Raw genomic sequence first — 23,612 nt, forward strand, 5'->3', positions numbered from 1 at the left:
TAAATGAAATGGCTGCACCGCTTTTTAATCCGGTTTACGTTTTACAGGTACATCATCGAGTGGACGAAGTCTGTCATTATTCCGGGTTTCAGGCCATTGCCTCTTTATACAGTTATAGACTTTTTTGTAAAAGAGATCACCAATAACTCGCTTATTAACCGGGCATATGCTTTAGCCTATAGCTTTATGCTCGCCGTTTTTCCGGCTACTATTTTTTTGTTCACGCTTATCCCCTACGTGCCCATAAAACATTTTAAAGGCAACCTTATGATGGTGCTGGCCTCTGTAATGCCTACAAATGCCTATATGGCGTTCAGAGAAACCCTTTTCGATATCGTAAGTAATCAAAACGGCAAGCTCCTTTCCTTCGGTTTCCTGACAACCTTGTATTTTGCTACGAATGGCGTTATCAATCTCATGAAAGCCTTTAATAAATCCTCATTAATTGAGGATAAACGGAGCTGGCTTAAAAGGCGCCTGGTAGCCACAGGAATTACTGTAGCTATAAGCTTCGCGTTATTACTGGCCATTTCCATACTCATCCTTGGTCAATCCATTATCCGGTTCATCCAATCGCATGTGGCGTCTGAAAATCATTTTTGGGTTTACCCTGTGATGCTGTTCAGATGGGTGATTATTGTGGTGATCATTTTTGTAACCATAGGGTGCTTATACCGTTACGCTCCTGCACATAAAAAGAAATGGAATTTTATTAATCCTGGCTCCATACTGGCTACAGCACTGGCAGTTTTAACCTCACTGGGCTTTTCCTATTATATCAACAATTTCTCGTCGTACAATAAAGTTTACGGCTCGATAGGTACGCTCATCGTTGTGATGATCTGGATGTATATAAACTCATTAATTTTGATAATCGGGTTCGAATTAAACGCGTCCGTAGAGCTTTCCAAGCGTACAATTCGCATTGTAAAACCCAGATTTAACACTTTTCGGGCAAAAAAAACCGACCAGTCAAAAAATTAACTTATTATTAATCAATAGTTTATATAGATTATTTAATTAAATAAAAAAAAGTGAAATTCAAATTTGGCAATTCGCCCCGGATTTGTACTTTTGTCCCCGGAGAGTTGGCAGAGTGGTCGATTGCGGCAGTCTTGAAAACTGTTGAACTGTGAAAGGTTCCTGGGGTTCGAATCCCTAACTCTCCGCCAAGTATCTAAGCCCTGAAATAGCTGATTTCGGGGCTTTTTCTTATACTAGAATAGCCACTCTTACCTGAACAAAATGGTTGATGTGACCAAAGTAAGTGCATCCGTTTGGGTTTGAAAAGACAGCCAATGCATTTGGAAAGCTTCCTGTTTACCGCACCGCTATAATCACACGTTGATAGCTGGTAAGAGACAGTGTGCCGTTATCCGTTGCCTGAAAAACAATGTGAATTGTTTGGCCAGAAACAGCGTCTTTAGGTACCCTGATTTGTGTTTGCCTGGCTTCGGGGTTTAATATCGACACTTTTCCCTGATAAGTTCCTTGTTGAAATTGCACCAGCTAACAGAAACCAGATTTCCGTCAGGATCAGAAACGGCTCCGTACAGTCTGATCGTTTCGCCGGCTGTTGCCCTGACATTTAATGGACCTTCTATTTTGGCAACTGGCTCGTGATTTGCCAGTGCATATATTGGCGTTACCGACCGTTTAATCCGGGCAGCAAAATCCCGCTGAGCGGCAGGAAAAAAGTCAGGGTACGTATTATTTCGATCTTTCGGCACAGCGAGTGAAGCTGCCATAGCCTGGGATGACGTATCACTATTCTGGAAGAAGGCGTTTTTACCTTTAGGATCAATAAATCCGGTGCCGCCCCAGCCTCCATAAGTACCTTTTTCTTATGCACGTAATCCATTGTCAAGCATGTTCATAAACGTTGGGTCGTCGCCCTCCCCTAACCATGAACCTTTTTCCTGAACAGGCATCCATACAATATAACCCATTTTCTTCAACTCGTCGTTAGTATGTCCGCTGAGACCAAAATAGTCCATGATGTCGCCTTTTACCATTTATTTTCCATCGCCCATACTCTGTACAGGGCTCCCAATGGCCCCCTGTCTGATATATTTTCCTTCATCCAGGATACTGTCATATAAACGGAATCCTATGAAGTCGCATTTAGCTGAGCGCCATATCCATAGTTCGGTCCGCCTTTAAACTCACGGTATTCAAAAACCCTTCGCTGTAACAACGCCATTTTGAACGGTGATCTCGGTTTCGGAGCCATAACCAAAAACTGAACCGTTATTAGCGGTATAGTATATGAATTTTTACTTTCAGTCTTAAAGTTTTGCCATACTTTATAGCTTTTGTCATAAGCGGTATCATTGGCATCTTTTTTACAGGCAGATAGCCCAATAATAACAAACAGGAAGATAAAGCACGTTTTCATGCGGTTTGGTTTTTAAACCTATTCGGCAAAAAATATAAAAACGCTACAGCTAATAACAAATATTCTTGTTTATTTTGGGCGATATCATAATACAATACCATGAAAACTGAAACTATAGCGATACATGCCGGCAACCATGTTGATGAAGCAACAAGGGCCGTTATACAACCCATTATTATGTCAACCACTTTTGAGCGCGGTGAGGACGGCGGTTTTCCGGCAGGTTATATTTACAGTCGCTCATCGAACCCCAATCGTCACGCACTGGAGCATGTGCTGGCAAAGTTAGAGGGAGGTGTTGAAGCAGCTTGCTTTTCATCAGGTAATGCGGCCGGGATGTCGGTATTTCAATCATTGGAGCCGGGCACCCATATAATTGCGCCGGATGATATGTATCATGGCTTACGTAATCAGCTTAAAACCCTTTTTGCCGGGATCCTTACCTTCGATTTTATTGATGTAAACGATACCGGGGTTTTACAACAGCACATCAAGCCCGAAACAGGTTTGATCTGGATTGAAACACCTTCAAACCCCCTGCTTAAAATAACCGATATTAAAAAGGTGGTTGCTATTGCCAAAGCAAAGGGCATTAAAGTTTTGTGCGATAATACATTTGCCACCCCTATGTGCCAGCGACCACTTGAGCTGGGCGCGGATATGGTTATGCACTCAGCCACCAAATATTTTGGCGGACATAGCGACCTGATGGGCGGCGTGTTGATCACGGCCGAAAAGAATGATTGGTGGACAAAAATCCGCCAGGTGCAGGAAATGGGTGGCGCAATCCCCTCGCCTATGGATTGTTATTACTTGGTACGCAGTATTAAAACTTTACCATACCGTGTAAAAGGCCACGTACAAAACGCGCAAATGCTTGCCGAATATCTTGAACAGCACCCTCATGTTGAACAGGTAATGTACCCCGGTTTGCCCTCGCACCCGCAGCATGAGATAGCTAAAGATCAGATGCTGGCTTTTGGTGGCATGTTATCTTTTACTATTAAGGGCGATGAGAACGACACGCATAACATCATCAATAAACTTAAACTATTTATCAAAGCTACCAGCCTTGGTGGTGTTGAAAGCCTAATAGAACACCGCGCTACTGTTGAAGGGCCGGATACCAAAACACCACGAAACCTGCTAAGGGTTTCGGTTGGGCTGGAACATATTGATGATTTGATTGCCGATATGAAGCAGGCTTTGGCTTAGGCCTTTTAAGGTAAAAGGATAAAGGTTAAAGGCGAAAGGTAGCTGCATTTGTCTAAGCTTAAAATTGTTCTCGAATGAACCTTTTGCCTTTGGCCTTTTACCTTTAACCTTAAAAAGAAATAAAATTTGGTATATTACCTCACAATCCCTTATATTCGCAACATTATTTGGTAGTGATACCAACGTCGATCAATCCTCCGCACATAGTTCGGGTTTTGATTTATAAAGAAGCGGCGAGAGATCAGGCTCAATGACCCGCTGGCAACCCTTCAATGTTGAAGAAGGTGCCAATTCCTGTCCCGGCAAATAACACCGGGGAATATAAATTTATAACCATGAAAAGTTTAATTAAATTTACGCAACGCAACACTTTTTACACCTTAAACGGTAACGTACAACATATTAGCTCCCCTATTAGCTGTATTTGTATGTGTTGCTGCTGTTGATGCTTAGCACGCTCCTATCTTTCATTTTCTGAAAAGCGTGTGTTAAACCGGTTGTTTTTAAACCGGCTTTCCAAATTCATCTAAACATTCAAAATCTAAATTAAACACATTAAAAAATTACAACTATGTCTGCCTTAAAATTCGAAACCTTACAATTACATGCCGGCCAGGAAGTTGATCCAACAACAGGTTCACGTGCTGTGCCCATTTATCAAACTACTTCATACGTATTTAACAGTGCCGAACATGGTGCAAACCTGTTTGCGCTGAAAGAGTTTGGTAATATCTATACCCGCATCATGAACCCTACTACCGATGTGTTTGAAAAACGCATCGCAGCGTTAGAGGGCGGTGTGGCGGCACTGGCGACAGCGTCGGGCCAGGCATCACAATTTATAGCATTAAATAACATCCTGCAGGCTGGTGATAACTTCGTTACTTCACCTTTCCTATATGGTGGTACTTATAACCAGTTTAAAGTAGCTTTCAAACGCCTGGGTATCGAAGTACGCTTTGCCAAAGATGATACAGCAGCCAATATCGAAGCGCTTATTGATGTCAAAACAAAAGCCATCTTTTTGGAAACAATAGGTAACCCGGGTTTTACCATTGCCGATTTTGAAAAGGTGAGCGAAGTTGCCAAAAGGCATGACCTTCCGCTAATTGTTGATAATACTTTTGGTGCCGGTGGTTACCTCTTCCGTCCCATTGAACATGGCGCTAATGTGGTTGTGGAGTCAACAACCAAATGGATTGGCGGGCATGGTACCAGTATTGGCGGTGTTATTATCGATGCAGGCAATTACAACTGGGGTAACGGCAAATTCCCGCAATTTACCGAACCATCTGAAGGTTACCACGGACTGATATTTAACGATGTATTTGGCATTGGCGGTCCGTTTGGCAATATCCAGTTTATTATTCGTGCCCGTGTGGAAGGCTTGAGAGATTTCGGCCCGTCGCAGGCTCCATTTAATTCATGGCTGAACATTCAGGGACTGGAAACACTTTCGTTACGCGTGCAACGTCATGTTGATAATGCCCTGCAACTGGCTAAATGGTTGGAGCAGCAACCTCAGGTGGCAAGCGTAAATTACCCGGGACTGGAATCATCGCCATATCATGAGCTGGCTAAAAAATATTTAAAGAATGGTTTCGGTGGCGTATTGTCATTCGAGATTAAGGGAAGCAAAGAACAGGCCAGCCGCTTGATCAATAACCTTAAACTGGTGAGCCATTTAGCCAATGTTGGCGACGCAAAAACACTCATCATTCAGCCATCGGCAACCACGCATCAGCAATTGTCTGATGAAGAGCAATTAGCTGCCGGTGTTACACCTGCTTCATTGCGCGTGGCTGTTGGTATTGAACATATTGACGATATTAAAGCTGATTTTGAGCAGGCTTTTGCAAAAATTAAGCAAGGTGAGGGTGAGTTAGTTTAATAATGTATAGTTTTTTTAAGTGATATAGTAAACGTTATTGCAGGTTGCAGCCGGAAATACCGGTTGCACCTGAAATAACAAAACAACAGAATGAACGCAGAGATATTTAAATACACTGATACTTTTGAATTTGAATCGGGCCGTACAATTGAAGGTTTAGAAATAGGTTTTCACACTTATGGCCGGTTAAATAAGGAAAAAAATAACATTGTTTGGGTTTGCCATGCGCTTACTGCCAACAGCGATGTATTTGACTGGTGGAAAGGGCTTATTGGCGAGGGGTATTTTTTTAACCCGGAAGAGCATTTTATAGTTTGCGCCAATATTTTGGGTTCTCCTTACGGCACTACAAGTCCGTTGAGCATTAACCCGGTTACCGGCCAGCCATATTATCTTTCATATCCCCAGTTTACTACAAGGGATATGGTTAAAGCGCACCAGTTGCTTGCCCAGCATTTAAACATTAATAATATCAGTGTATTAATTGGAGGTTCATTAGGCGGCCAGCAGGCTATGGAATGGGCTATTATTGAACCGGAGCGCATCAAAAATCTTATTCTGATAGCAACTAATGCCAAGCATTCACCATGGGGCATTGCCTTTAACGAGTCGCAACGTTTGGCTATCACTACCGACCGCACCTTTTACAGCAATACGCCCGAAGGCGGTCAGAAAGGCTTAAAAGCTGCGCGCAGTATCGCGCTTTTAAGTTATCGTACTTATAAAACTTACGGCATTACCCAGCAGGAAGAAGCCGACGATGTGCAGGACAATTTCCGCTCTTCATCGTACCAAAATTACCAGGGGCAAAAGCTGGTGAACCGCTTTAACGCCTATAGTTATTGGTACCTGACCAAAGTGATGGACTCACACAATGTGGGCCGGGGCCGTCACGGTGTAGATAAAGCGTTGAGCCTCATCAAGGCAAAAACATTAGTTATCGGCATCTCGTCGGATGTTTTATTCCCTGTTGAAGAACAGCAATACCTGTTCAGGCATATCCCAAAAGCTGCCTTTTCCGAGCTGGATTCGTTTTATGGGCACGATGGATTTTTAATTGAAACAGAAGCATTAACAAAAATATTCACATCATTTTTTAAAACCGATGTGAAAGGAAAAATTATAGAACTGCAACGTACAGCGTAATGAGTAAAAAGTTAAATATCGGCCTCTTCGGATTTGGAGTTGTTGGCCAGGGGTTATATGATATCATCAAAACAAAGCATTTAAATATCGAGATAGTAAAATTTGCTATTAAAGACCCTAATAAAAAACGTTCTTTACCGGCACATTTATTTACTACCGACAAAGAAGAACTGCTTAATAACCCGGAGATCAATACCATTGTTGAACTGATCAATGATACCGAAGCTGCTTTTGAAATTGTTTCAAGAGCATTAAAATCAGGCAAAAATGTAGTATCTGCAAGTAAAAAAATGATCGCCCTGCATTTGGACGAACTGATCGAAATTCAGCATCAATACGGCACATCATTATTATATGAAGGCGCTGTTTGCGGTAGTATCCCTATTATCCGCAATTTGGAAGAATATTATGATAATGAACTACTGCATTCAATCAGCGGTATTTTCAATGGCTCATCAAACTATATCCTTTCAAAAGGCTTTATTGAAGGGCTCGATTATGATAGCGCATTGAAACAAGCCCAGGACCTGGGTTTTGCCGAAACCGACCCAACCAGTGATGTTGGTGGTTTTGACGCCAAATACAAGCTGGTTATTGCCGCAGCGCACGCTTATGGTGTAGTTGTACAGCCCGATGAGGTATTTAACCTGGGCATTCAGAACCTTGCAGCTGCCGATTTGCAATATGCCCGCGAAAAGAACCTCAAAATTAAACTGGTGCCGGTAGCCAAAGAACTTGACGACCGCAACGTTGCCCTGTTTGTATTACCTAAGTTTGTAAACGACAAAGAGTTTTTATACAACGTTGAGTATGAATATAATGGCGTAACTGTACAAGCTGCCTTTGCCGATCAGCAATTCTTTTTCGGGAAAGGCGCGGGCGGCCATCCTACCGGTTCGGCTGTACTGTCGGATATTGCGGCGCTGCGCTATAACTACCAGTACGAATACAAAAAAGCTAAAGAGAAAACAGACCTTAATTTTACCAATAACATTGAATTAACCATTTACCTGCGTTATGATGACGAGGAACTGGTTGAAGCGCTGAACTTTGAGCATATCAATGAGCGCTACTATTCAGGTAATTATAAATTTGTGATAGGAAAAATCAATTTGCAAAATCTGATCGCTAATCAACATCGTATATCTGAGAGTAAGGCTTTCGTAGCCTTTGCCGATCAGCTTACGGGGGTCAGCTTAGCATCGGTAACTAAACAAGCGGCCGAAGTGTTTTAATATACTCTCCGGTTGTTATTAATAGAAAAAGGCTTCTCAAATTGGGAAGCCTTTTTCTATTTAATTATTTTTCTACAGCTTATTTAGCTGGTTCCGTAGCTTCTTTAGCCGAGTTCAGGAACACGAACTGGTTATCAAACATATCTATTTTAATAACGCTGTCTTTATCAACTGTACCCGCCAGGATCTGTTTACTCAACTCGTTCAGGATCTTTTTCTGGATAACGCGTTTTAACGGGCGTGCACCAAATTGAGGATCATAACCTAACTGGGCCAACCAATCTAAGGCTTCATCGGATGCTTCGATAGTTACACCCATTTCGGCAAGGGTTTGCTGTACCTGTTTAAACTGCAGCTTAACGATATCATGAATTTCATCGCGGTTAAGCGGGGTAAACATGATGATTTCATCTATCCTGTTCAAAAACTCCGGACGGATAGTTGCCCTTAACAAATTGAACAGCTCGTTTTTGGTTTTTGCCACCAGTTCATCGCGGTTTTCGTCCTCCAGGTTTTGGAAGTTTTCCTGGATGATGTTTGAACCAATGTTGGAGGTCATGATGATGATAGTATTCTTAAAATTCACCACACGGCCTTTATTATCAGTTAAGCGGCCATCATCCAGCACCTGCAGCAGGATGTTAAATACATCAGGATGGGCTTTTTCAATTTCATCCAGCAGTACCACGCTGTAAGGCTTGCGACGAACAGCCTCGGTTAACTGTCCGCCTTCATCATACCCAACATAGCCCGGAGGCGCTCCTATCAGCCTTGAAACAGCATGGCGTTCCTGGTATTCACTCATATCTATCCTCACAAGCGCGCCTTCATCATTAAACAGGTATTCGGCCAGGGCCTTAGCCAGCTCGGTTTTACCAACACCGGTTGTACCTAAAAATATGAACGACCCTATTGGCCTGCGTTTATCCTGCAAACCTGCGCGGCTGCGGCGGATAGCATCACTTATTGCCTCAATAGCTTCTTCCTGCCCGGCTACACGTTTGTGGAGCTCATCTTCAAGATTAAGCAGTTTTTCACGCTCGCTCTGGATCATCTTGCTTACCGGGATGCCTGTCCAGCGGCTTACTACACCGGCAATATCATCGGCGGTAACCTCTTCCTTCAGCATGCGGCTGTCGCTTTGATTTTCAAGCAGGGCAGCTTTCAGCTTTTCAACTTCGGCCTGGGCTTCAACTATAGTACCGTAGCGTAATTCGGCTACCTTACCATAATCGCCCGCACGTTCAGCCTGTTCGGCTTCCAGTTTATAGTTTTCAATCAGCTCAACCTTAGTATTAATACCGTCAACAAGGTCTTTTTCGCCTTTCCATTTGGCACGTAATGAATCACGCTGTTGTGACAGATTGGCTATTTCCTCACTTAGTTCGGCAACCTTACGATCGTCTTTTTCACGTTTGATAGCTTCGCGCTCAATTTCAAGCTGCATGATGCGGCGTTCCAGTTCGTCAACCACTTCCGGTACCGAATCCATTTCAAGGCGAAGTTTTGAAGCGGCTTCATCCATCAGGTCGATAGCTTTATCCGGTAAAAACCTGTCGGAAATATAGCGTTGTGACATTTCGACAGAGGCGATGATCGCTTCGTCTTTGATCCTCACTTTGTGGTGGGTTTCATAACGTTCTTTCAGTCCACGTAAAATAGAGATGGCATCAGCAGCATCAGGTTCTTCTACCATTACTTTCTGGAAACGGCGTTCCAAAGCTTTATCTTTTTCAAGGTACTTTTGGTATTCGTTAAGGGTTGTAGCACCAATTGAACGAAGCTCACCACGGGCCAGGGCCGGTTTCAGGATATTGGCCGCATCCATAGCGCCTTCTCCCCCGCCTGCACCTACCAGCGTATGGATCTCATCTATAAAAAGGATGATTTCCCCGTCGCTTTGGGTAACCTCCTTTACAACTGCTTTCAACCGTTCTTCAAACTCTCCCTTATATTTGGCGCCTGCAATGAGTGCACCCATATCCAACGAGTATACCACTTTGGTTTTCAGGCTCTCAGGTACATCACCTTTGATGATCCTGAAAGCTATTCCTTCGGCAATGGCAGTTTTACCAACGCCGGGCTCGCCAACCAAAATCGGGTTGTTTTTGGTACGGCGTGACAGAATCTGGATAACCCGGCGAATTTCATCGTCGCGGCCAATAACCGGATCCAGCTTGCCCGAACCTGCATATTCGTTCAAATTGCGGGCATACTTGTTAAGGGCGTTATAGGTAGCTTCAGCGTTTTGATCAGTTACTTTGCTATCGCCGCGGAGTTCAACAATGGCTTTTTTTAGGTCTTTTTCATTAACACCCGAATCTTTCAGGATGCTGCTTACCGCACCACCGGCGGCTAAAATGCCTAACAGCACATGCTCAACAGATACAAATTCGTCTTTAAATTCTTTTAAATATCCCGACGCTTTTTGCAAAGCAGAATTTGCTTCGGACGAAAGGTATACGTTGCTGCCGCTTACCTTGGGGAACGATGCAATCTGCGCATCTAACGTATCATTTAACCTGTTCAGGTTAACATTTAATTTCTTTAATAAGTAGGTAATTACGTTTTCATCAACCAGCAATAAGCCTTTAAGCAGATGCGCGGTCTCAATTGCTTGCTGTTGGTTACCAACAGCAATTTCAGATGCCTTTTGTACGGCTTCCTGAGCTTTTATGGTAAAGTTGTTAAAATTCATAGTACTCATTGTTGATCAATTTATCGGCCATAGTATCCATAGTGAAAAATTGTCATTTAAAATTAAATCGCAATGACACTTTGCCATAATTATTAGCAATTTAGGCATTACTATTAACAATAGCACGAGGCAATTTGTCGTTTAATACGTTAAAACAATGATAAAAGTATGCGTCAATGGAGATGTTTAAGGACGCAAAATAGATCAGATTAGCTTAACAACACCTCACTAACAGACAGGCCTTGGCTTGCCTGTTAGTGAAATACTGTGTAACGGATAAAAACAATTGCGAGTATGCAATTCTTGTTGTCTGTAAATGGAGGGCTATAATGTGATAAGGGTTTAGTAAGCCAGCCGCGGTTTAATTATCCAATTTATCAACTTTAACTAAATTGCAGGTCCAGGCAAGTCCTTTTCCGCCATTTCTTCCATCAACTACGCCACTTGTCTTCATCGTTTTTCTATCGCTGCTTAACGTATAATAATTGGCATACTGCCTTCCTTTGAGATCGTATGTAGCGTTGGGTCTCGCGTCTGTAATCGTTAATACATAAATACTGTCGGATAAGACTTTAAAAGTACCGCTGTGCGTAACGATCTGCACATTATTTTCTTTTGCAATATTATAAAAGCTGCCGTCTGACCTGAATACGACTTGAGATCCCGGATTGGTTGTATCCTTCCAGATGCCTACAAACGGTTTAATTTCTTTCTGATTAGCCCTTTCTACAGTTCTACAGGAAAAAGTTGTTAATACAGTAATAAGAATTGCGATAGATTTAAGAGATTTCAGTAACATGTGATTTTGGTTTTATGTGTAAATTAGATTTATTCCTTTTAAAAAACAATGAAGGTTCAACAAAATAGGCTTATAAGTCCTTTGACCGAATATTTAGTAAAAAGGGTTAACCATATACTGTCACATTTCTGTTACAATTTTTATAAATATTTTCATAATTTTGTTTAATCCATAAAATATAATTGAATACCCATTTCTTTTTTAACAGTCTCCCGGTAAAATACCGGTCGCAATACCGTTTGCATTATACTTACCAAAACCTGGTAGCCATAAGGGGGGCCAGTATAGTATTTTTATTGCTTAATGTAATTATCCGGATCCTTTATCTTGTATTCCCCATTAGCTTAACTAAAGCTCAAAACTTTCCCGAGTTTAATTTCAGCAACTGGGTTTTCATTATTATAACTCCTGTTTTCCTGATAGCCAGTAACCTTTTTATCGTTAGTTTCAAAAGCCATAAAAAAGCTACAACAGGCATGTCATTGCTTGTATTTTTGTTTGCGCTTTATATTATTGTTTGCGGCATGTATTCCAGCTTTATAGCCACCTCTAATCCGAGTAATGCCCTCACCTTATATCTTGTTGCATTAAGCTTGATCAGCGTGATAATTGTTTTTGAATACTATGAAACCGTATTGCTGCTTATTGCTATTGAGCTTTTTTTTACTTCCCTGCTATTTTACAGTGAAACGCCGGCTACGGATATGTTGTATAACCAGTTGATTTCAGCTATCTTACTTTCCGGCTTTTATTTTATCTCAAGGTACTTTTTTTCCTACAAGGCCAACTATTATTTTCAGGTGATCGAGATCCGCGAAAAAAATTCGGAAATTGAAAAAGCAAGCGAGTTTAAAAACCAGGTGTTGGGTATGGTTGCCCATGACCTGCGTAACCCGATAGCTGCTGTTGAATCAATTGCCATGATGATGGAACTTGATGAGGTAGATGAGGAGACACAAGACAACATCAATATGATGAAGGCATCCTGCGTAAAAGCGCGGAGTATTATTGATGACTTACTGGAGGCAGCCCGAAACGAGAACATCGCGATTATTGAAACTCAAAACATCGAGCTTAACCAATGGCTTAACAACATAGTGGGCGAATGGAAATTACAGCTGGGCAATAAAGTTAATGTGCTGTTCAGCAGTTCGATAAGTGTTGCCCATGCGCTCATAAACCATGAAAAATTTCATCGGGTTATTGATAACCTGATCAGTAACGCGGTGAAATTTTCAAAAGATCAGGATAATGTGGATGTGCGCCTGCTTAAACTAAATGATACGGTAGTTATTGAAGTTCAGGATTACGGCATGGGCATCCCTGCCAATATGCTGCCGGAAATTTTTAACCAATTTTCAAAAGCAGGCCGAGCCGGTTTACGCGGCGAAAAGTCGACCGGGCTTGGGTTGAGCATTGTACGCCAGATCATTGAAAAGCATAAAGGCACTATCAGCGTTACCAGCACCGAGGGACAGGGTTCAACGTTCAGGATCACCTTGCCGGCAGTTAATTCGTTTTAGGATATTAAACAAGTCTTTGTTTATCCAGGTAATCTTCTCACATGACCACTTAAAATGGGGGTCATACTGAGCCCGTCGAAGTATGGCGGACAGGGCCTCTGCGCACGAGTCTTCGAAGGGCTCAGACTGACAGTCCCTCTTTGTCATCTAACCTTCATAGTCCATGGATTTTAATCACTACCCATGATAACTTAAAAAATGGGTGTCATACTGAGCCCGTCGAAGTATGGCGGGCTGGGCTCTGCACACGAGTCTTCGACAAGCTCAGACTGATAGTCCCTCTTTGTCATCTAACCTTCATAGTCCATGGATTTTAATCACTCAGCATGACGGCGTAGATGCGTCATTTCACCTTCAAGCATTTATAATTTGCTATATTAAACAACCTCAATGGTCACGGTACCTCCTGCCTTAAGGGCCTCAAAAATCTTTGTATTGAGTTTAGCTGTAGCCATTGTACTATGCAGAACAGCATCAACGCCTTTATCTTCACCGGGGAGAAGGCAGCCGTCGGTGTCCTTGGCAAAATTCCCAACATGAATCTCAATCCCGGCGAAACCGGGTACATTCTCTAATAATGGCAGGTTTTCGTTGTGTTTGGGGCTGAAAAATTTGACTACATTATAAGTTCCTGTAGGAATGGCTGTTTGCGTTTTAATTTTTATTGATGCAATTTGAGCAAGTGTCATTTTGCTATTCAGCCCTCTGTCAACGTCCTCCAGTATAAAACATTCGAAGGCGCCATTTATTGATAGTTCGCCAATGGTTGATTGTTTGGTTTTGATTTTTCTTTCGAGTTTTAAGTTTAGGTTCATGATACCGGTTTTTAATTGCTAATATTAGTAATTAAAAATCTAATTATCAATAGATTATATTGATAAAAGTAAATTTATCTTTGAAGGTTATTCTTCCTTTAATTTATAAAACCTGTTATCGAAATTAACCAAAAATAATTCGGTGGTAGCTCGGGTGAGCGCGGTATAAAACCATCGCAAAAAATCCATATTGATCATCTCATCGGTTACATACCCCTGATCAACAAAAACTGCATCCCATTGTCCACCCTGTGCTTTATGGCAGGTAATTGCATAGGCAAATTTTATTTGCAAGGCATTGTAATAAGGATTAAGCTTCAGCTCATTGTGCATGGCCCTTTTATTAGGTAAATGTTCATAATCCTTCATTACTTCCTGGTAAAACCGTTTCTGATCATCCTGGCTTAACGCGGGCGAATCGGCATAAAGCGTATCAAGCAAAACCTTACAATCAAGGGTTGGATCTTCGGCATAGTCAATAAATTCCAGCTGCACATCGGCAAAACGAAAACCATACATCTCTTCGGTGCGGCGTACTTTTACTATACGGGCAATATCGCCGTTGGCAATAAACGCGGTACTATTTTCATCTTTATCCTGCAGCCAAAAGTAATTATTCTTTACTATCATGATCTGATCGCCGCCGGTAAGCTCCTCCTCCCGGTATAAAATGCGGTTTCGAATTTGCCCGTTGTACAAATTGGCATTTTTGTTTGAGCGGCAAATGATAAGTGTACGATCATAGCCGTATTTGCGATAGGCATATTCCAAACCTTCAGGCAATCGCTCGCCGGTCATCCTGAAAACATCTTTAAACCCCTTGGTCACAATTTTAGGGATCTCTATGATCTCCTCACGGATCAGATCGCGGATATTGGTGGCATTATATAAGATACCCGAATTCTTTTGCTGGCGCAAAACCTCGGTAAGCTCATAACTGAATATCGACAGGCCAAATTTATCGCCCATAAGCTGCACGTCGAGCGCAGGGCTATCGTCGGCTCCTACAGGCGGTAACTGTGCGGTATCACCTACCAGTATCAGCTTGCAGTTTTTATCATTATAAACATATCTTAGTAAATCAAATAATAACGACACGTGATTGCTGCCCATGGCCTCATCCGAGATCATGGAGGCCTCATCAACAATAAAAAGCGTATCGCTGGCCAGGTTATCGGCAAGGGCAAAACCATCATCGATCGTCAAGGCCGATTTTTTACGGTAAATGCGCTTATGAATTGTAAAAGCTTTTCGCCCGGAGTAATTGGTAATGACCTTGGCGGCACGTCCGGTTGGGGCAAGCAGCACGGCTTTATAGTTATAATGCTTCAGTGCCTTTACCAGCGCGCCCACGATAGTTGTTTTCCCGGTGCCGGCATAGCCTTTCAGAATAAAGCATTCGTCGCCTTCGGTACTTTTTAAAAAGGCATGCAGCTTGCTAAAAAGTTCCGTTTGCTGGCCTGTTGGCTCATGCGGGAATGACTGGCGGATATGATCGGGACTTGACACCCTGCAAAAATGATGATAAGTAATTTAATTCAGTAAGATTAGTTTTACATTTGACCCATGGAATTTGACGAAAACAAAGAGGAAGAAAAATACAGCGAAGACGATTATGTAGATATTTACTCCAAAAGGGCGATATTTTGGTTTTCGTTTTTTAACCTGATATTTGGCGGTGTACTGCTGGTTATCAATTTATACAATGCAGGTTACAGAAAGGCGGTTCCGGCGGTGCTGGCCTTTGTATTATTTTTTTCCTATCTCTCCTACTTTGTTATCATGCATTCGGGCGTTGACCTGCAACAGGTTGTTGACGCCATGAACGTAACGGCCAAAGGCGGCCAGCCAACACCAGCGCAGGTTACAGCAATGCTTTCGGTAGCAGGCCTTAACATAGGTTTTGGGCTGATTGGTGCTTTGATTCTAAGCCAGTTTTTTTTCAGGAGATATTTTCCGGATAATGATTATTATCCTAAGCCTGTAGGGTTGCCAATTTTGATCTTTATCATCCTGATGATATTAACCCGCATTTTATAACAGCATACCAATTTGGGCTGCGGTAATTACTGTATCTGCCAAAAAATATTACTTTTGTTAAAACCGGTATGAACGAACACAATTATACTTACCACGATGATAACTTTAGTTTAGATAAAACTGAGGATTATACTTTATTAATACAGGTTGAAGACAAATCGTTTTCGTACGCCATAAGTAATAACGGCAAGCTAATAGCCTGGGCCGAAAATTACCCATTTGATGAGCTAAGCGATCCGCAGGAATTGCTTGACCTGCTGTCGGCCAAATACGGGCAAATGATTATCGGTTTACCAGCTCATAGCTTTACGCTGGTGCCGGCAGAATTGTTTAGCGGTGAGCGCCTGCCGAACCTGGCCCGTTTCCTGGATGTGAAAGCCGACAGCAAAGTTATAGCCCAGGTATTAGATAAGGAAAATATCATCGTATACAATACCAGCGAGGCCATTGTGAGTACCGCGGAAGAATTTGGCATCCGTAATACCGTTTTTACATCAAAAGGCTGGTTAACTGCCATTGCCCAAAACAATCCCGGCACCGATTGCCTTTACCTCAATATTGAAAAAGAAAAGGTGGAGATAGCTCATTTTGCATCCGGCAAACTGCGTTTCTATAACTCTTTTGAATTTAATGGCGATGATGAACTGGTTTACTTTACTGTGCTGGTTGCCAATGAACTTAACCTCGAAGCTAAATATACCAGCTTGTATGTAAGCGGTAACATTGATGCCGACAGTAAAGGACTAAGCCGCCTGGCCGAATTTTTCAAAGCGGCCGAAGTCAATAATTTACAGGTGTTACAATTACCCGCGGAGGTTGTAGCTCACAGGGTGTTATCAATAGCGGCTCTTTCATTATGCGCATTATCGGAGGCAGTTTAAAAGGCTTAAGGCTTAATCCGCCAAAAAATCTTCCTGTTCGTCCTACAACCGATTTGGCAAAAGAAGCTTTATTTAATATCCTGCTTAACCAAATAGAATTTGAAGGCATTAAAGTGCTTGACCTGTTTAGCGGCACCGGCAACATCTCGCTTGAATTTGCTTCACGCGGAGCTTCAGAAGTTATATCTGTCGACAGGAGTATTCATTGCGTTAATTATCTTAAAGATACCTCACGGCAGCATAAGCTTACGCAAATAAAAACTTACCGCGAAGATGTATTCAAATACCTGAATATTGAAACGGAACAATACGACCTGATATTTGCCGACCCGCCGTATGACCTGAACAGGATCCCCGATTTGCCAAAAGTTATTTTTGAAAAGAACCTGCTTAAACCTGATGGCCTCTTAATTGTTGAACACCAGTCCCTGCAAAATTTGAGCAATCATCCCTCTTTTGTTGAACAAAGAAAATACGGGCATTCGTCATTTTCGTTTTTCAGACCGGTTTAGATATCTGCCTTTAAAATAACTATCCCGCTTTCTTTAAAGCCCTTTAACCGCTCAGGATCTGCATTGGTAATGATCGCGTTGATGATATCTAAGCCTGCAAAATTAAGGTATGTTTCCTTGCTTATTTTGCTGATATCACACAGAATATAGGTAAATGCGCTGCTTGCAGCGAAAGCTGTTGTAATGGATGCTTCATGTTCACTATTGGCGAACAATCCTGCTTCCGAAATACCGTCAACACCCAAAAAAGCTTTGGTTGCCCTATACTTTTGAATATGCTCAATAGCTGTAGTTCCATGTACAGCCTGTCGCTCTTTATCTAGCTCCCCTCCTATTATATTAACACTCACAGCGCTATCCTGAAGCTCATATACTACAGGCAATGAATTTGTTATAACCTTTATCTTCTTGTTTTTAATGAACTGGCATAACCTGAAAACAGTACTTCCGCAATCCATAAAAATAATATCCCCGTCGCTGATTTGTGATGCGGCCCTGCGGCAAATGGCATCTTTAACAGCTGCGTTTTGAGCGCTTTTATTCACAAAGCTATGTGGCTTTTCGTGAGGATTAACTTTTGTTGCTCCTCCACGAGTACGGTAAAGCAATCCATCGGCTGCTAACTGGTTCAGGTCGCGGCGCGCTGTAATTTCCGAAATGTTCAGTTCGGCAGCCAATTGCTTTATATCAACCTCTCCGGTTTGACTGAGCTGCTCAATTATTTTTTGTTTTCTTTTTGGAAAGTTCATTTTATTAATCCTATTTTAGTTCAAAAATAATCATTATTAATCATAAACGATCAAAAAGAAATGAATCAAATCAAAATACTTAATACCGATATTTTATCAGATAACTGGTACGTCCTTAAAAAAGTAACTTACGAGGTTACGGAAAAAGACGGTAATACCACTGTGCAAAGCCGCGAAGCTTATGACCGTGGCAACGGCGCAACCATTTTGCTTTATAATAAAGCACAGTCATCTGTAATATTAACCAGGCAATTCAGGCTGCCAACCTATATCAACGGCAACCCCGACGGAATGCTGATTGAATGTTGTGCCGGCTTGCTTGATAAGGATAATCCGGAAGATTGCATCCGTAAGGAAACTGAGGAAGAAACCGGTTATAAAATAACGGATGTTAAAAAGATTTTCGAAGCTTATATGTCGCCGGGTTCTGTTACCGAAATCGTTTACTTTTTTGTTGCCGAATATGCCAAAGAAATGAAAGTTAGCGATGGCGGTGGGCTCGCCCACGAAAATGAAAATATTGAAGTTTTAGAGCTGCCATTCAGCGAAGCCCTTCAAATGGTAAAAACCGGCGAAATAAAAGATGGCAAAACAATTATGCTTTTACAGTATGCTCAATTAGCTTCGATGGTTTAGGTTGTTTTAGTGATCAAATGAATGGTTCAACTTGTCAGATATAAAGCTGCTCATTAAATAATGCCGATAAAAGGCAAAAAACAACCGTTCATTTAAGCAACCCAATCAACTATTCATTAATTTTACTGCATGAAGATAGCCCTTTTTCCAGGTTCATTTGATCCGCTTACTAAAGCTCATGTTGATATTGTGAAACGATCTGTTGAGCTTTTTGATAAGCTTTACATAGGTATCGGCGTGAACAGCAGCAAAAAGGGCTTGCTGAGTGTTGAACAGCGCGAACAAATGATCAGGGCAGTTTTCGCGCACGACGAACGGATCCATGTGATAGCCTATGAAGGCCTTACTGTCGATTTTTGCAAAAGCATAGGCGCCGCTTACATGATCAGGGGGATCCGTACCGTATCAGACTTTGAGTATGAAAAAGCGATCGCCCAGATGAACCATTCGCTGGCACCCGACATCGAAAGCATATTTATCGTAAGCAAACCAGGCTATTCATCCATCAGTTCAACCATTGTGCGCGAAATCATCCGCTATAATGGCGATGTAAGCCAGTTTATTCCGAAAGAGGCATTACCTTATTTGTAACCAGCTTTTCCTTGTGCAACACATCCATAATAGATGGAAAGGTGTTTTCAATTATCGGTTCAATATGGTGATGTTCAAACCAGCGCACATCGGTAATACCCTCTTCTTTTTGAGGTTTCAGCTTTTCTTTACCCTTACTTGTCATGGCAAACCAATGCGTTTTCTTAAGCACTACCTCGCCGCGGTTCACATATACGTGGTATGTTTTACAAATTTTCTCTCCTAGTTCGCTTACTTTTATACCGCACTCCTCCTCTACTTCGCGCACCGCCGCTTCTTTTACCTTTTCGTCTTTTTCTATTTTGCCTTTGGGCAGGTCCCATTTATCATTACGATAAATGAATAAATATTGCCCCTTAGTGTTCATAACCAGGCCCCCTGCCGCTTCAATAAGTGTAATATTCTTTTTAACGGCTTTAAGATACACCTTAGCGTTGGCTGTTTTTATGTAGAACAGTTTGTTAGGATTAGCGAGGATCCAGGTATATATAATTTTAAGGTCAAAGGTCTCTGCATCAAGCCTTTCAAAATTATCTGCATGCTTTGGTTCAGATTCTGTGAGCAGGATAACCTTTTCGTTAATATAAATTCTGTATTTTTGAGCCATGTTTACTAATAATGAGATCGAACAACAAGTAGCCGAATTCCTGCTGCAAATTAAAGCAATTAAATTACAACCCAATAATCCTTTTACATGGGCATCGGGCTGGAAATCTCCAATTTACTGCGATAACCGCGTTACACTTTCTCATCCAACTATCCGCACTTACATCAGGCAGCAATTAGTGGCAGCCATACAGGATAAATTCGGGGCGGTTGGCTGCATTGCAGGTGTGGCAACCGCAGGTATACCGCAAGGTGCATTAGTAGCCCAGGAATTAGGCCTTCCATTTATCTATGTACGTTCAAAACCTAAGGAGCATGGTACAGGCAGCATGATTGAAGGCGATGCCGCTACTACATCAGGCAAGCGGGTTGTAGTTATTGAAGATTTGCTTTCCACCGGTAAAAGCAGCCTGCAGGCCGTTGAAGCGTTGCGTGCCGCAGGTTATGACGTTGCGGGCCTGGCGGCGATATTTACTTATGGCTTTGATATTGCCGACGAAAACTTTAAACAGGCCAACTGCCCATACGTAACCCTGTCAAACTATAACGCGCTTGTTAAATACGCGGAAGAACATCAGTTTATTAACGAAAAGGATGTAAACCTGCTCAAACAGTGGCGCGAAAACCCATCAACCTGGGGCGAAATGGCTGCAAGTTAAGACCGTTGATTTTTTTGATTTCGATGATTTTTAGATTGTTCGTCAGCGTAATTTGTCTCAAATCTCAAATCTCAAATCTAATATCTCAAATCTATCCATGAATACATTCACTAGTACGATAAGTATTAACAAGCCTTTAACGGAGGTTTACGATTTCCTGGCCGATTTCAATAATCACCGTCAGCTGATGCCTGATAATATCCAGGAATGGACATCCACCCGGGATGAAGCCCGTTTCAGTATCCAGAATATGGCCAAGCTTGCTTTGAAAATTGAGGAGCGTGTGCCCGGTCAGCTGATAAGGATCATACCGGCCGAGAAACCACCATTTAACCTGGAACTAAAATGGTCGTTATCTTTCAATAACGACCATACTGATATTTTATTCACCATTGGCGCAGAGCTTAGCATGATGATGAAAATGCTGGCATCAGGTCCGCTTCAAAAATTGGCCGACCATGAAACACAAAGCTTATTTAATATTTTAAACTAAGCTTAGGGCGTTGCCCTAAATCTTATAATTAATATATTTTTAATATACTTTGCGCTTTTGTGTATTGTTGATGGCTATTACCACATTGATGATAATTAAACCTATAATTAATGCTCCCATGACCATTGTTAAATAATTTAAATAAATTTTCATACTGTATGTTAGTCAAAGGCTGTACCATTATATTATAACCGGTTAGATATAGCGATTAAACGTATTAAATATACTTTTAGTTTATACTCCATTATCATTTCTGTGTAATTGTGTACCCATGGATTTAATTTTATGGGGAAAAATTGCTGCTCAAAAAATCCCCATCCATAATATCAGCACCATATATCGTTAAAATGAAGATTTTACCGTACTTTTGCGCCAAATTAGAGGTGCAGCATGATCACGGTATCCAATCTTTCTTTACGTTATGGTAAGCGTACTTTGTTTGAAGACGTAAACCTGAAATTTACACAGGGCAACTGTTATGGTATTATTGGCGCCAATGGCGCGGGTAAGTCAACATTCCTGAAAATTCTTTCGGGCGATATTGACCCAACCAGCGGCTCGGTGAGCTTTACTCCCGGCGAACGCATGGCTGTTTTGAGCCAAAACCACTATGCTTTTGACGAATTCACAGTTATCGAAACGGTGATGATGGGCCATAAGGAAATGTACGCCGTAATGAAGGAGAAAGACGCTATTTATCTTAAAGAAGATTTTAGCGATGCCGATGGCGAACGCGCGGGTGAACTGGAAAACCTTTTTGCCGAAATGGACGGCTGGAATGCCGAAAGCAATGCCGCTACCCTGCTCAGCAACCTCGGCATTAAAGAAGAATTTCACTATCAACTGGTTAAAGACCTTGATAACACTCAAAAAGTACGTGTTTTATTAGCCCAGGCACTTTTTGGCAAACCAGATATCCTGCTGCTGGATGAGCCTACCAACGATTTGGACATCCATACCATTAGCTGGCTGGAAGATTTCCTTGCGTCATATGAGGCTATTGTACTGGTAGTATCTCACGACAGGCACTTCCTGGATACTGTATGTACCCACGTAGTAGATATTGATTTCGGTAAAATGACCATTTATACCGGTAACTATACCTTCTGGTACGAATCGAGCCAATTGGCCCTTAAACAACGTGCCGAACAAAACAAGAAAGCCGAAGATAAAGTTAAAGAGCTTCAGGAGTTTATCCGCAGGTTTAGTGCTAACGCGTCCAAATCAAAACAGGCAACCAGCCGTAAAAAAGCATTGGATAAAATCAACCTGGATGAAATTCAGCCATCAAACCGCAAATATCCGGGTATCATATTCAACAACTTAGGCCGTGAAGCCGGCGATCAGATCCTGACCGTTGAAAACCTGGGCAAAACCCTTAATGGTGAGGTACTGTTCAGCAACATCACTTTCACTGTAAACAAAGGCGATAAAATTTCCATCCTGTCGCAAAACAGTTTGGCAACTACCGCTTTCTATAATATTTTAACTGGGCGCGATAAAGATTTTACAGGCACCTTTAAATGGGGTGTAACCATTAACGCGGCTGATATCCCTAACGACAGCAGCGAGTACTTCGACGGTAAAAACGATAACCTGATTGACTGGCTGCGCGAATACTCACCAGGCGAAAAAGACGATCAGTTCATCCGCGGCTTCTTAGGCCGGATGCTGTTCTCGGGCGAAGAAGTTATGAAAAAATGCAGTGTGCTATCTGGCGGCGAAAAAATGCGTTGCATGTTTAGCCGTATGATGCTGCAGCAAGCCAACCTGCTGATGTTTGATGAACCAACCAACCACCTCGACCTGGAATCGATCACCGCGCTTAACAATGGCATGAAGGACTTCCGGGGTACAATCCTGTTTACCTCACGAGATCATGAACTGGTTGAAACTGTTGCAAACCGGATCATTGAGTTAACACCAGGTGGTTACATTGATAAACTCATGACCTATGATGAATACATCAACAGTCCTGTAGTGCAAAAACAGCAGGAAGATTTATACGCCGCTGTATAATAACCGGTAAGGAATATATGAGGCCTGGTAGTATAATACTACCGGGCCTTTATATTTTATAACTATAATAAGTTAAACCCGGTGGCCTGCGTTTCGAGCTGATTAATAGTAGATTCGTCGCTAAACAAGTAAAAATGATCTTTAGTATACGAATATTGAACATTTAAGCCGTTTTGGGCAATGAAATCTTTAACAACGCTTTCATACAGCAGCTTGTTAATTTTGAGTAATTTTCTTTTTTTCATGAGAGATAGATATTAAGTTTTACAATTTAAGCAGCTTTTGTTAAAATTCCAACAAAAAAATTAACATTTTGTTATGAAGTTGCTATAATTAACTTTTTTTTGGCCGAGCCGGGAATAAAATGAACACCAGGAAGATGAAAGCGGGTTATTACTCCAACCTTTAATTTTACAATAAGCAGATTAAAATAATTAATAACCATGAGTAATTCCGCCTGCTGAAAAAGAAAATAATTTGCATATTTGCAACCCAGCAAAAGCTGGCACATATGACTCCGTAGCTCAGCTGGTAGAGCAAATGACTCTTAATCATTGGGTCGAGAGTTCGAATCTCTCCGGGGTCACTTTTCAGGCAAGTTGTCAATTTTATTGACAACTTTTTTTATGACTTCACAACCGATAAATAGGCCGTGTTTGGCATCGACAGATGTTTCTAATTAAAATGAGCCCTGGCTTTAATCAAC

At 41.8% G+C, this 23,612-nt stretch carries 24 protein-coding genes, 2 tRNA genes and 1 riboswitch; of the genes, 16 read left to right on the top strand and 10 right to left on the bottom strand.

What is annotated here, in order from left to right:
• The first annotated feature begins 3 nt into the window (after positions 1-3).
• Positions 4-984 carry a YihY/virulence factor BrkB family protein gene (locus tag IEX80_RS05825; RefSeq protein ID WP_090525923.1) on the top strand — a complete coding sequence of 327 codons (981 nt, stop codon included), beginning with the start codon at positions 4-6 and terminating at the stop codon, positions 982-984.
• A gap of 98 nt (positions 985-1,082) precedes the next feature.
• Positions 1,083-1,172: transfer RNA gene (locus IEX80_RS05830), tRNA-Ser, on the top strand.
• Positions 1,173-1,320: 148 nt separating this feature from the next.
• Here the strand turns inward: IEX80_RS05830 and IEX80_RS05835 are convergent.
• From IEX80_RS05835 to IEX80_RS05845, 3 genes are all read right to left on the bottom strand, one after another.
• Positions 1,321-1,506, bottom strand: a complete 186-nt coding sequence (locus IEX80_RS05835) for a hypothetical protein (RefSeq protein WP_188832299.1) — start codon at positions 1,504-1,506, stop codon at positions 1,321-1,323.
• A 338-nt stretch (positions 1,507-1,844) separates the two neighbouring features.
• A complete protein-coding gene (locus IEX80_RS05840) occupies positions 1,845-2,015 on the bottom strand; it encodes a DUF1593 domain-containing protein (RefSeq protein ID WP_229701531.1) in 171 nt (56 codons plus the stop codon).
• A gap of 95 nt (positions 2,016-2,110) precedes the next feature.
• Positions 2,111-2,398 (bottom strand): hypothetical protein, encoded by a 288-nt coding sequence (locus IEX80_RS05845; RefSeq protein WP_188832300.1) that lies wholly within the window; start codon positions 2,396-2,398, stop codon positions 2,111-2,113.
• Between the two features lie 99 nt (positions 2,399-2,497).
• On the opposite strand from IEX80_RS05845, the gene IEX80_RS05850 reads away from it, so the two are divergent.
• The 4 genes from IEX80_RS05850 to IEX80_RS05865 all read left to right on the top strand — a co-directional run bounded on the left by IEX80_RS05850 (position 2,498) and on the right by IEX80_RS05865 (position 7,885).
• Positions 2,498-3,613, top strand: coding sequence for a trans-sulfuration enzyme family protein (locus IEX80_RS05850; RefSeq protein WP_188832301.1), 1,116 nt, complete (start codon positions 2,498-2,500; stop codon positions 3,611-3,613).
• Between the two features lie 217 nt (positions 3,614-3,830).
• Positions 3,831-3,941, top strand: a riboswitch (SAM riboswitch).
• 243 nt (positions 3,942-4,184) lie between these two features.
• A complete protein-coding gene (locus IEX80_RS05855) occupies positions 4,185-5,504 on the top strand; it encodes an O-acetylhomoserine aminocarboxypropyltransferase/cysteine synthase family protein (protein WP_188832302.1) in 1,320 nt (439 codons plus the stop codon).
• Between the two features lie 90 nt (positions 5,505-5,594).
• Complete coding sequence (locus IEX80_RS05860; protein WP_090525928.1) at positions 5,595-6,650, top strand: homoserine O-acetyltransferase family protein; 1,056 nt, start codon at positions 5,595-5,597, stop codon at positions 6,648-6,650.
• Complete coding sequence (locus tag IEX80_RS05865; RefSeq protein WP_188832303.1) at positions 6,650-7,885, top strand: homoserine dehydrogenase; 1,236 nt, start codon at positions 6,650-6,652, stop codon at positions 7,883-7,885. Before IEX80_RS05860 ends, IEX80_RS05865 begins: the two co-directional genes overlap by 1 nt.
• Positions 7,886-7,964: 79 nt before the next feature.
• Here the strand turns inward: IEX80_RS05865 and clpB are convergent, their stop codons facing one another.
• Together clpB and IEX80_RS05875 are read right to left on the bottom strand one after the other, a co-directional pair.
• Positions 7,965-10,583, bottom strand: coding sequence for an ATP-dependent chaperone ClpB (gene clpB / locus IEX80_RS05870; protein ID WP_090525930.1), 2,619 nt, complete (start codon positions 10,581-10,583; stop codon positions 7,965-7,967).
• A 361-nt stretch (positions 10,584-10,944) separates the two neighbouring features.
• On the bottom strand, positions 10,945-11,382 hold the full coding sequence (locus IEX80_RS05875) for a DUF4488 domain-containing protein (RefSeq protein ID WP_129570213.1): 438 nt from the start codon (positions 11,380-11,382) through the stop codon (positions 10,945-10,947).
• Positions 11,383-11,564: 182 nt separating this feature from the next.
• Between IEX80_RS05875 and IEX80_RS05880 the strand changes: the two genes are divergently transcribed.
• A complete protein-coding gene (locus IEX80_RS05880) occupies positions 11,565-12,905 on the top strand; it encodes a sensor histidine kinase (protein WP_129570214.1) in 1,341 nt (446 codons plus the stop codon).
• A gap of 377 nt (positions 12,906-13,282) precedes the next feature.
• On the opposite strand, the gene IEX80_RS05885 is transcribed toward IEX80_RS05880, so the two are convergent.
• The gene (locus tag IEX80_RS05885) at positions 13,283-13,720 is read right to left on the bottom strand and encodes a DUF5675 family protein (protein WP_090525933.1); all 438 of its coding nucleotides are present in this window, start codon (positions 13,718-13,720) and stop codon (positions 13,283-13,285) included.
• A gap of 87 nt (positions 13,721-13,807) precedes the next feature.
• Positions 13,808-15,229: an ATP-dependent DNA helicase gene (locus IEX80_RS05890; protein WP_129570215.1), complete on the bottom strand. Its 1,422-nt coding sequence runs from the start codon at positions 15,227-15,229 to the stop codon at positions 13,808-13,810.
• A gap of 57 nt (positions 15,230-15,286) precedes the next feature.
• Between IEX80_RS05890 and IEX80_RS05895 the strand changes: the two genes are divergently transcribed.
• The 3 genes from IEX80_RS05895 (at position 15,287) to rsmD (ending at position 17,153) form a co-directional block, all read left to right on the top strand.
• Positions 15,287-15,760, top strand: coding sequence for a hypothetical protein (locus IEX80_RS05895; protein WP_129570216.1), 474 nt, complete (start codon positions 15,287-15,289; stop codon positions 15,758-15,760).
• A 68-nt stretch (positions 15,761-15,828) separates the two neighbouring features.
• Complete coding sequence (locus IEX80_RS05900; protein WP_129570217.1) at positions 15,829-16,641, top strand: DUF3822 family protein; 813 nt, start codon at positions 15,829-15,831, stop codon at positions 16,639-16,641.
• On the top strand, positions 16,617-17,153 hold the full coding sequence (rsmD, locus tag IEX80_RS05905) for a 16S rRNA (guanine(966)-N(2))-methyltransferase RsmD (protein WP_129570218.1): 537 nt from the start codon (positions 16,617-16,619) through the stop codon (positions 17,151-17,153). The genes IEX80_RS05900 and rsmD overlap by 25 nt, the downstream gene beginning before the upstream one ends.
• Here the strand turns inward: rsmD and IEX80_RS05910 are convergent.
• Positions 17,150-17,902 carry a DeoR/GlpR family DNA-binding transcription regulator gene (locus IEX80_RS05910; RefSeq protein WP_188832304.1) on the bottom strand — a complete coding sequence of 251 codons (753 nt, stop codon included), beginning with the start codon at positions 17,900-17,902 and terminating at the stop codon, positions 17,150-17,152. The genes rsmD and IEX80_RS05910 overlap by 4 nt on opposite strands.
• Positions 17,903-17,962: 60 nt before the next feature.
• Here IEX80_RS05910 and nudK point away from each other — a divergent pair, with 60 nt between their 5' ends.
• On the top strand, positions 17,963-18,538 hold the full coding sequence (nudK, locus tag IEX80_RS05915; protein WP_176626868.1) for a GDP-mannose pyrophosphatase NudK: 576 nt from the start codon (positions 17,963-17,965) through the stop codon (positions 18,536-18,538).
• A 129-nt stretch (positions 18,539-18,667) separates the two neighbouring features.
• Positions 18,668-19,129 (top strand): pantetheine-phosphate adenylyltransferase, encoded by a 462-nt coding sequence (gene coaD, locus IEX80_RS05920; protein ID WP_176626870.1) that lies wholly within the window; start codon positions 18,668-18,670, stop codon positions 19,127-19,129.
• Here the strand turns inward: coaD and IEX80_RS05925 are convergent.
• The gene (locus IEX80_RS05925) at positions 19,098-19,736 is read right to left on the bottom strand and encodes an NUDIX hydrolase (protein ID WP_090525941.1); all 639 of its coding nucleotides are present in this window, start codon (positions 19,734-19,736) and stop codon (positions 19,098-19,100) included. The two genes, coaD and IEX80_RS05925, sit on opposite strands and share 32 nt — an antisense overlap.
• On the opposite strand from IEX80_RS05925, the gene pyrE reads away from it, so the two are divergent.
• The 3 genes from pyrE to IEX80_RS05940 all read left to right on the top strand — a co-directional run bounded on the left by pyrE (position 19,735) and on the right by IEX80_RS05940 (position 22,906).
• On the top strand, positions 19,735-20,394 hold the full coding sequence (pyrE, locus tag IEX80_RS05930) for an orotate phosphoribosyltransferase (RefSeq protein WP_176626878.1): 660 nt from the start codon (positions 19,735-19,737) through the stop codon (positions 20,392-20,394). The two genes, IEX80_RS05925 and pyrE, sit on opposite strands and share 2 nt — an antisense overlap.
• A gap of 97 nt (positions 20,395-20,491) precedes the next feature.
• The gene (locus IEX80_RS05935; protein WP_188832305.1) at positions 20,492-20,887 is read left to right on the top strand and encodes an SRPBCC family protein; all 396 of its coding nucleotides are present in this window, start codon (positions 20,492-20,494) and stop codon (positions 20,885-20,887) included.
• 390 nt (positions 20,888-21,277) lie between these two features.
• Complete coding sequence (locus tag IEX80_RS05940) at positions 21,278-22,906, top strand: ABC-F family ATP-binding cassette domain-containing protein (protein ID WP_188832306.1); 1,629 nt, start codon at positions 21,278-21,280, stop codon at positions 22,904-22,906.
• 62 nt (positions 22,907-22,968) lie between these two features.
• On the opposite strand, the gene IEX80_RS05945 is transcribed toward IEX80_RS05940, so the two are convergent.
• A complete protein-coding gene (locus tag IEX80_RS05945; RefSeq protein WP_090525945.1) occupies positions 22,969-23,151 on the bottom strand; it encodes a hypothetical protein in 183 nt (60 codons plus the stop codon).
• Positions 23,152-23,419: 268 nt separating this feature from the next.
• On the opposite strand from IEX80_RS05945, the gene IEX80_RS05950 reads away from it, so the two are divergent.
• Positions 23,420-23,492, top strand: a tRNA-Lys gene (locus IEX80_RS05950).
• The last annotated feature ends 120 nt before the right edge of the window (positions 23,493-23,612 follow it).

Source organism: Mucilaginibacter rubeus, assembly GCF_014643835.1.
Lineage (GTDB): Bacteria > Bacteroidota > Bacteroidia > Sphingobacteriales > Sphingobacteriaceae > Mucilaginibacter > Mucilaginibacter rubeus.

What these genes read in the sequence shown, in the direction of transcription:
- IEX80_RS05825 (WP_090525923.1), top strand. Translation starts at nt 4, where the DNA reads ATGAAATGGCTGCACCGCTTTTTAATCCGGTTTACGTTTTACAGGTAC.
- IEX80_RS05840 (WP_229701531.1), bottom strand. Translation starts at nt 2,015, where the DNA reads ATGGTAAAAGGCGACATCATGGACTATTTTGGTCTCAGCGGACATACT.
- IEX80_RS05845 (WP_188832300.1), bottom strand. Translation starts at nt 2,398, where the DNA reads ATGAAAACGTGCTTTATCTTCCTGTTTGTTATTATTGGGCTATCTGCC.
- IEX80_RS05850 (WP_188832301.1), top strand. Translation starts at nt 2,498, where the DNA reads ATGAAAACTGAAACTATAGCGATACATGCCGGCAACCATGTTGATGAA.
- IEX80_RS05855 (WP_188832302.1), top strand. Translation starts at nt 4,185, where the DNA reads ATGTCTGCCTTAAAATTCGAAACCTTACAATTACATGCCGGCCAGGAA.
- IEX80_RS05860 (WP_090525928.1), top strand. Translation starts at nt 5,595, where the DNA reads ATGAACGCAGAGATATTTAAATACACTGATACTTTTGAATTTGAATCG.
- IEX80_RS05865 (WP_188832303.1), top strand. Translation starts at nt 6,650, where the DNA reads ATGAGTAAAAAGTTAAATATCGGCCTCTTCGGATTTGGAGTTGTTGGC.
- clpB (WP_090525930.1), bottom strand. Translation starts at nt 10,583, where the DNA reads ATGAATTTTAACAACTTTACCATAAAAGCTCAGGAAGCCGTACAAAAG.
- IEX80_RS05875 (WP_129570213.1), bottom strand. Translation starts at nt 11,382, where the DNA reads ATGTTACTGAAATCTCTTAAATCTATCGCAATTCTTATTACTGTATTA.
- IEX80_RS05885 (WP_090525933.1), bottom strand. Translation starts at nt 13,720, where the DNA reads ATGAACCTAAACTTAAAACTCGAAAGAAAAATCAAAACCAAACAATCA.
- IEX80_RS05895 (WP_129570216.1), top strand. Translation starts at nt 15,287, where the DNA reads ATGGAATTTGACGAAAACAAAGAGGAAGAAAAATACAGCGAAGACGAT.
- IEX80_RS05900 (WP_129570217.1), top strand. Translation starts at nt 15,829, where the DNA reads ATGAACGAACACAATTATACTTACCACGATGATAACTTTAGTTTAGAT.
- rsmD (WP_129570218.1), top strand. Translation starts at nt 16,617, where the DNA reads ATGCGCATTATCGGAGGCAGTTTAAAAGGCTTAAGGCTTAATCCGCCA.
- IEX80_RS05910 (WP_188832304.1), bottom strand. Translation starts at nt 17,902, where the DNA reads ATGAACTTTCCAAAAAGAAAACAAAAAATAATTGAGCAGCTCAGTCAA.
- nudK (WP_176626868.1), top strand. Translation starts at nt 17,963, where the DNA reads ATGAATCAAATCAAAATACTTAATACCGATATTTTATCAGATAACTGG.
- coaD (WP_176626870.1), top strand. Translation starts at nt 18,668, where the DNA reads ATGAAGATAGCCCTTTTTCCAGGTTCATTTGATCCGCTTACTAAAGCT.
- pyrE (WP_176626878.1), top strand. Translation starts at nt 19,735, where the DNA reads ATGTTTACTAATAATGAGATCGAACAACAAGTAGCCGAATTCCTGCTG.
- IEX80_RS05925 (WP_090525941.1), bottom strand. Translation starts at nt 19,736, where the DNA reads ATGGCTCAAAAATACAGAATTTATATTAACGAAAAGGTTATCCTGCTC.
- IEX80_RS05935 (WP_188832305.1), top strand. Translation starts at nt 20,492, where the DNA reads ATGAATACATTCACTAGTACGATAAGTATTAACAAGCCTTTAACGGAG.
- IEX80_RS05940 (WP_188832306.1), top strand. Translation starts at nt 21,278, where the DNA reads ATGATCACGGTATCCAATCTTTCTTTACGTTATGGTAAGCGTACTTTG.
- IEX80_RS05945 (WP_090525945.1), bottom strand. Translation starts at nt 23,151, where the DNA reads ATGAAAAAAAGAAAATTACTCAAAATTAACAAGCTGCTGTATGAAAGC.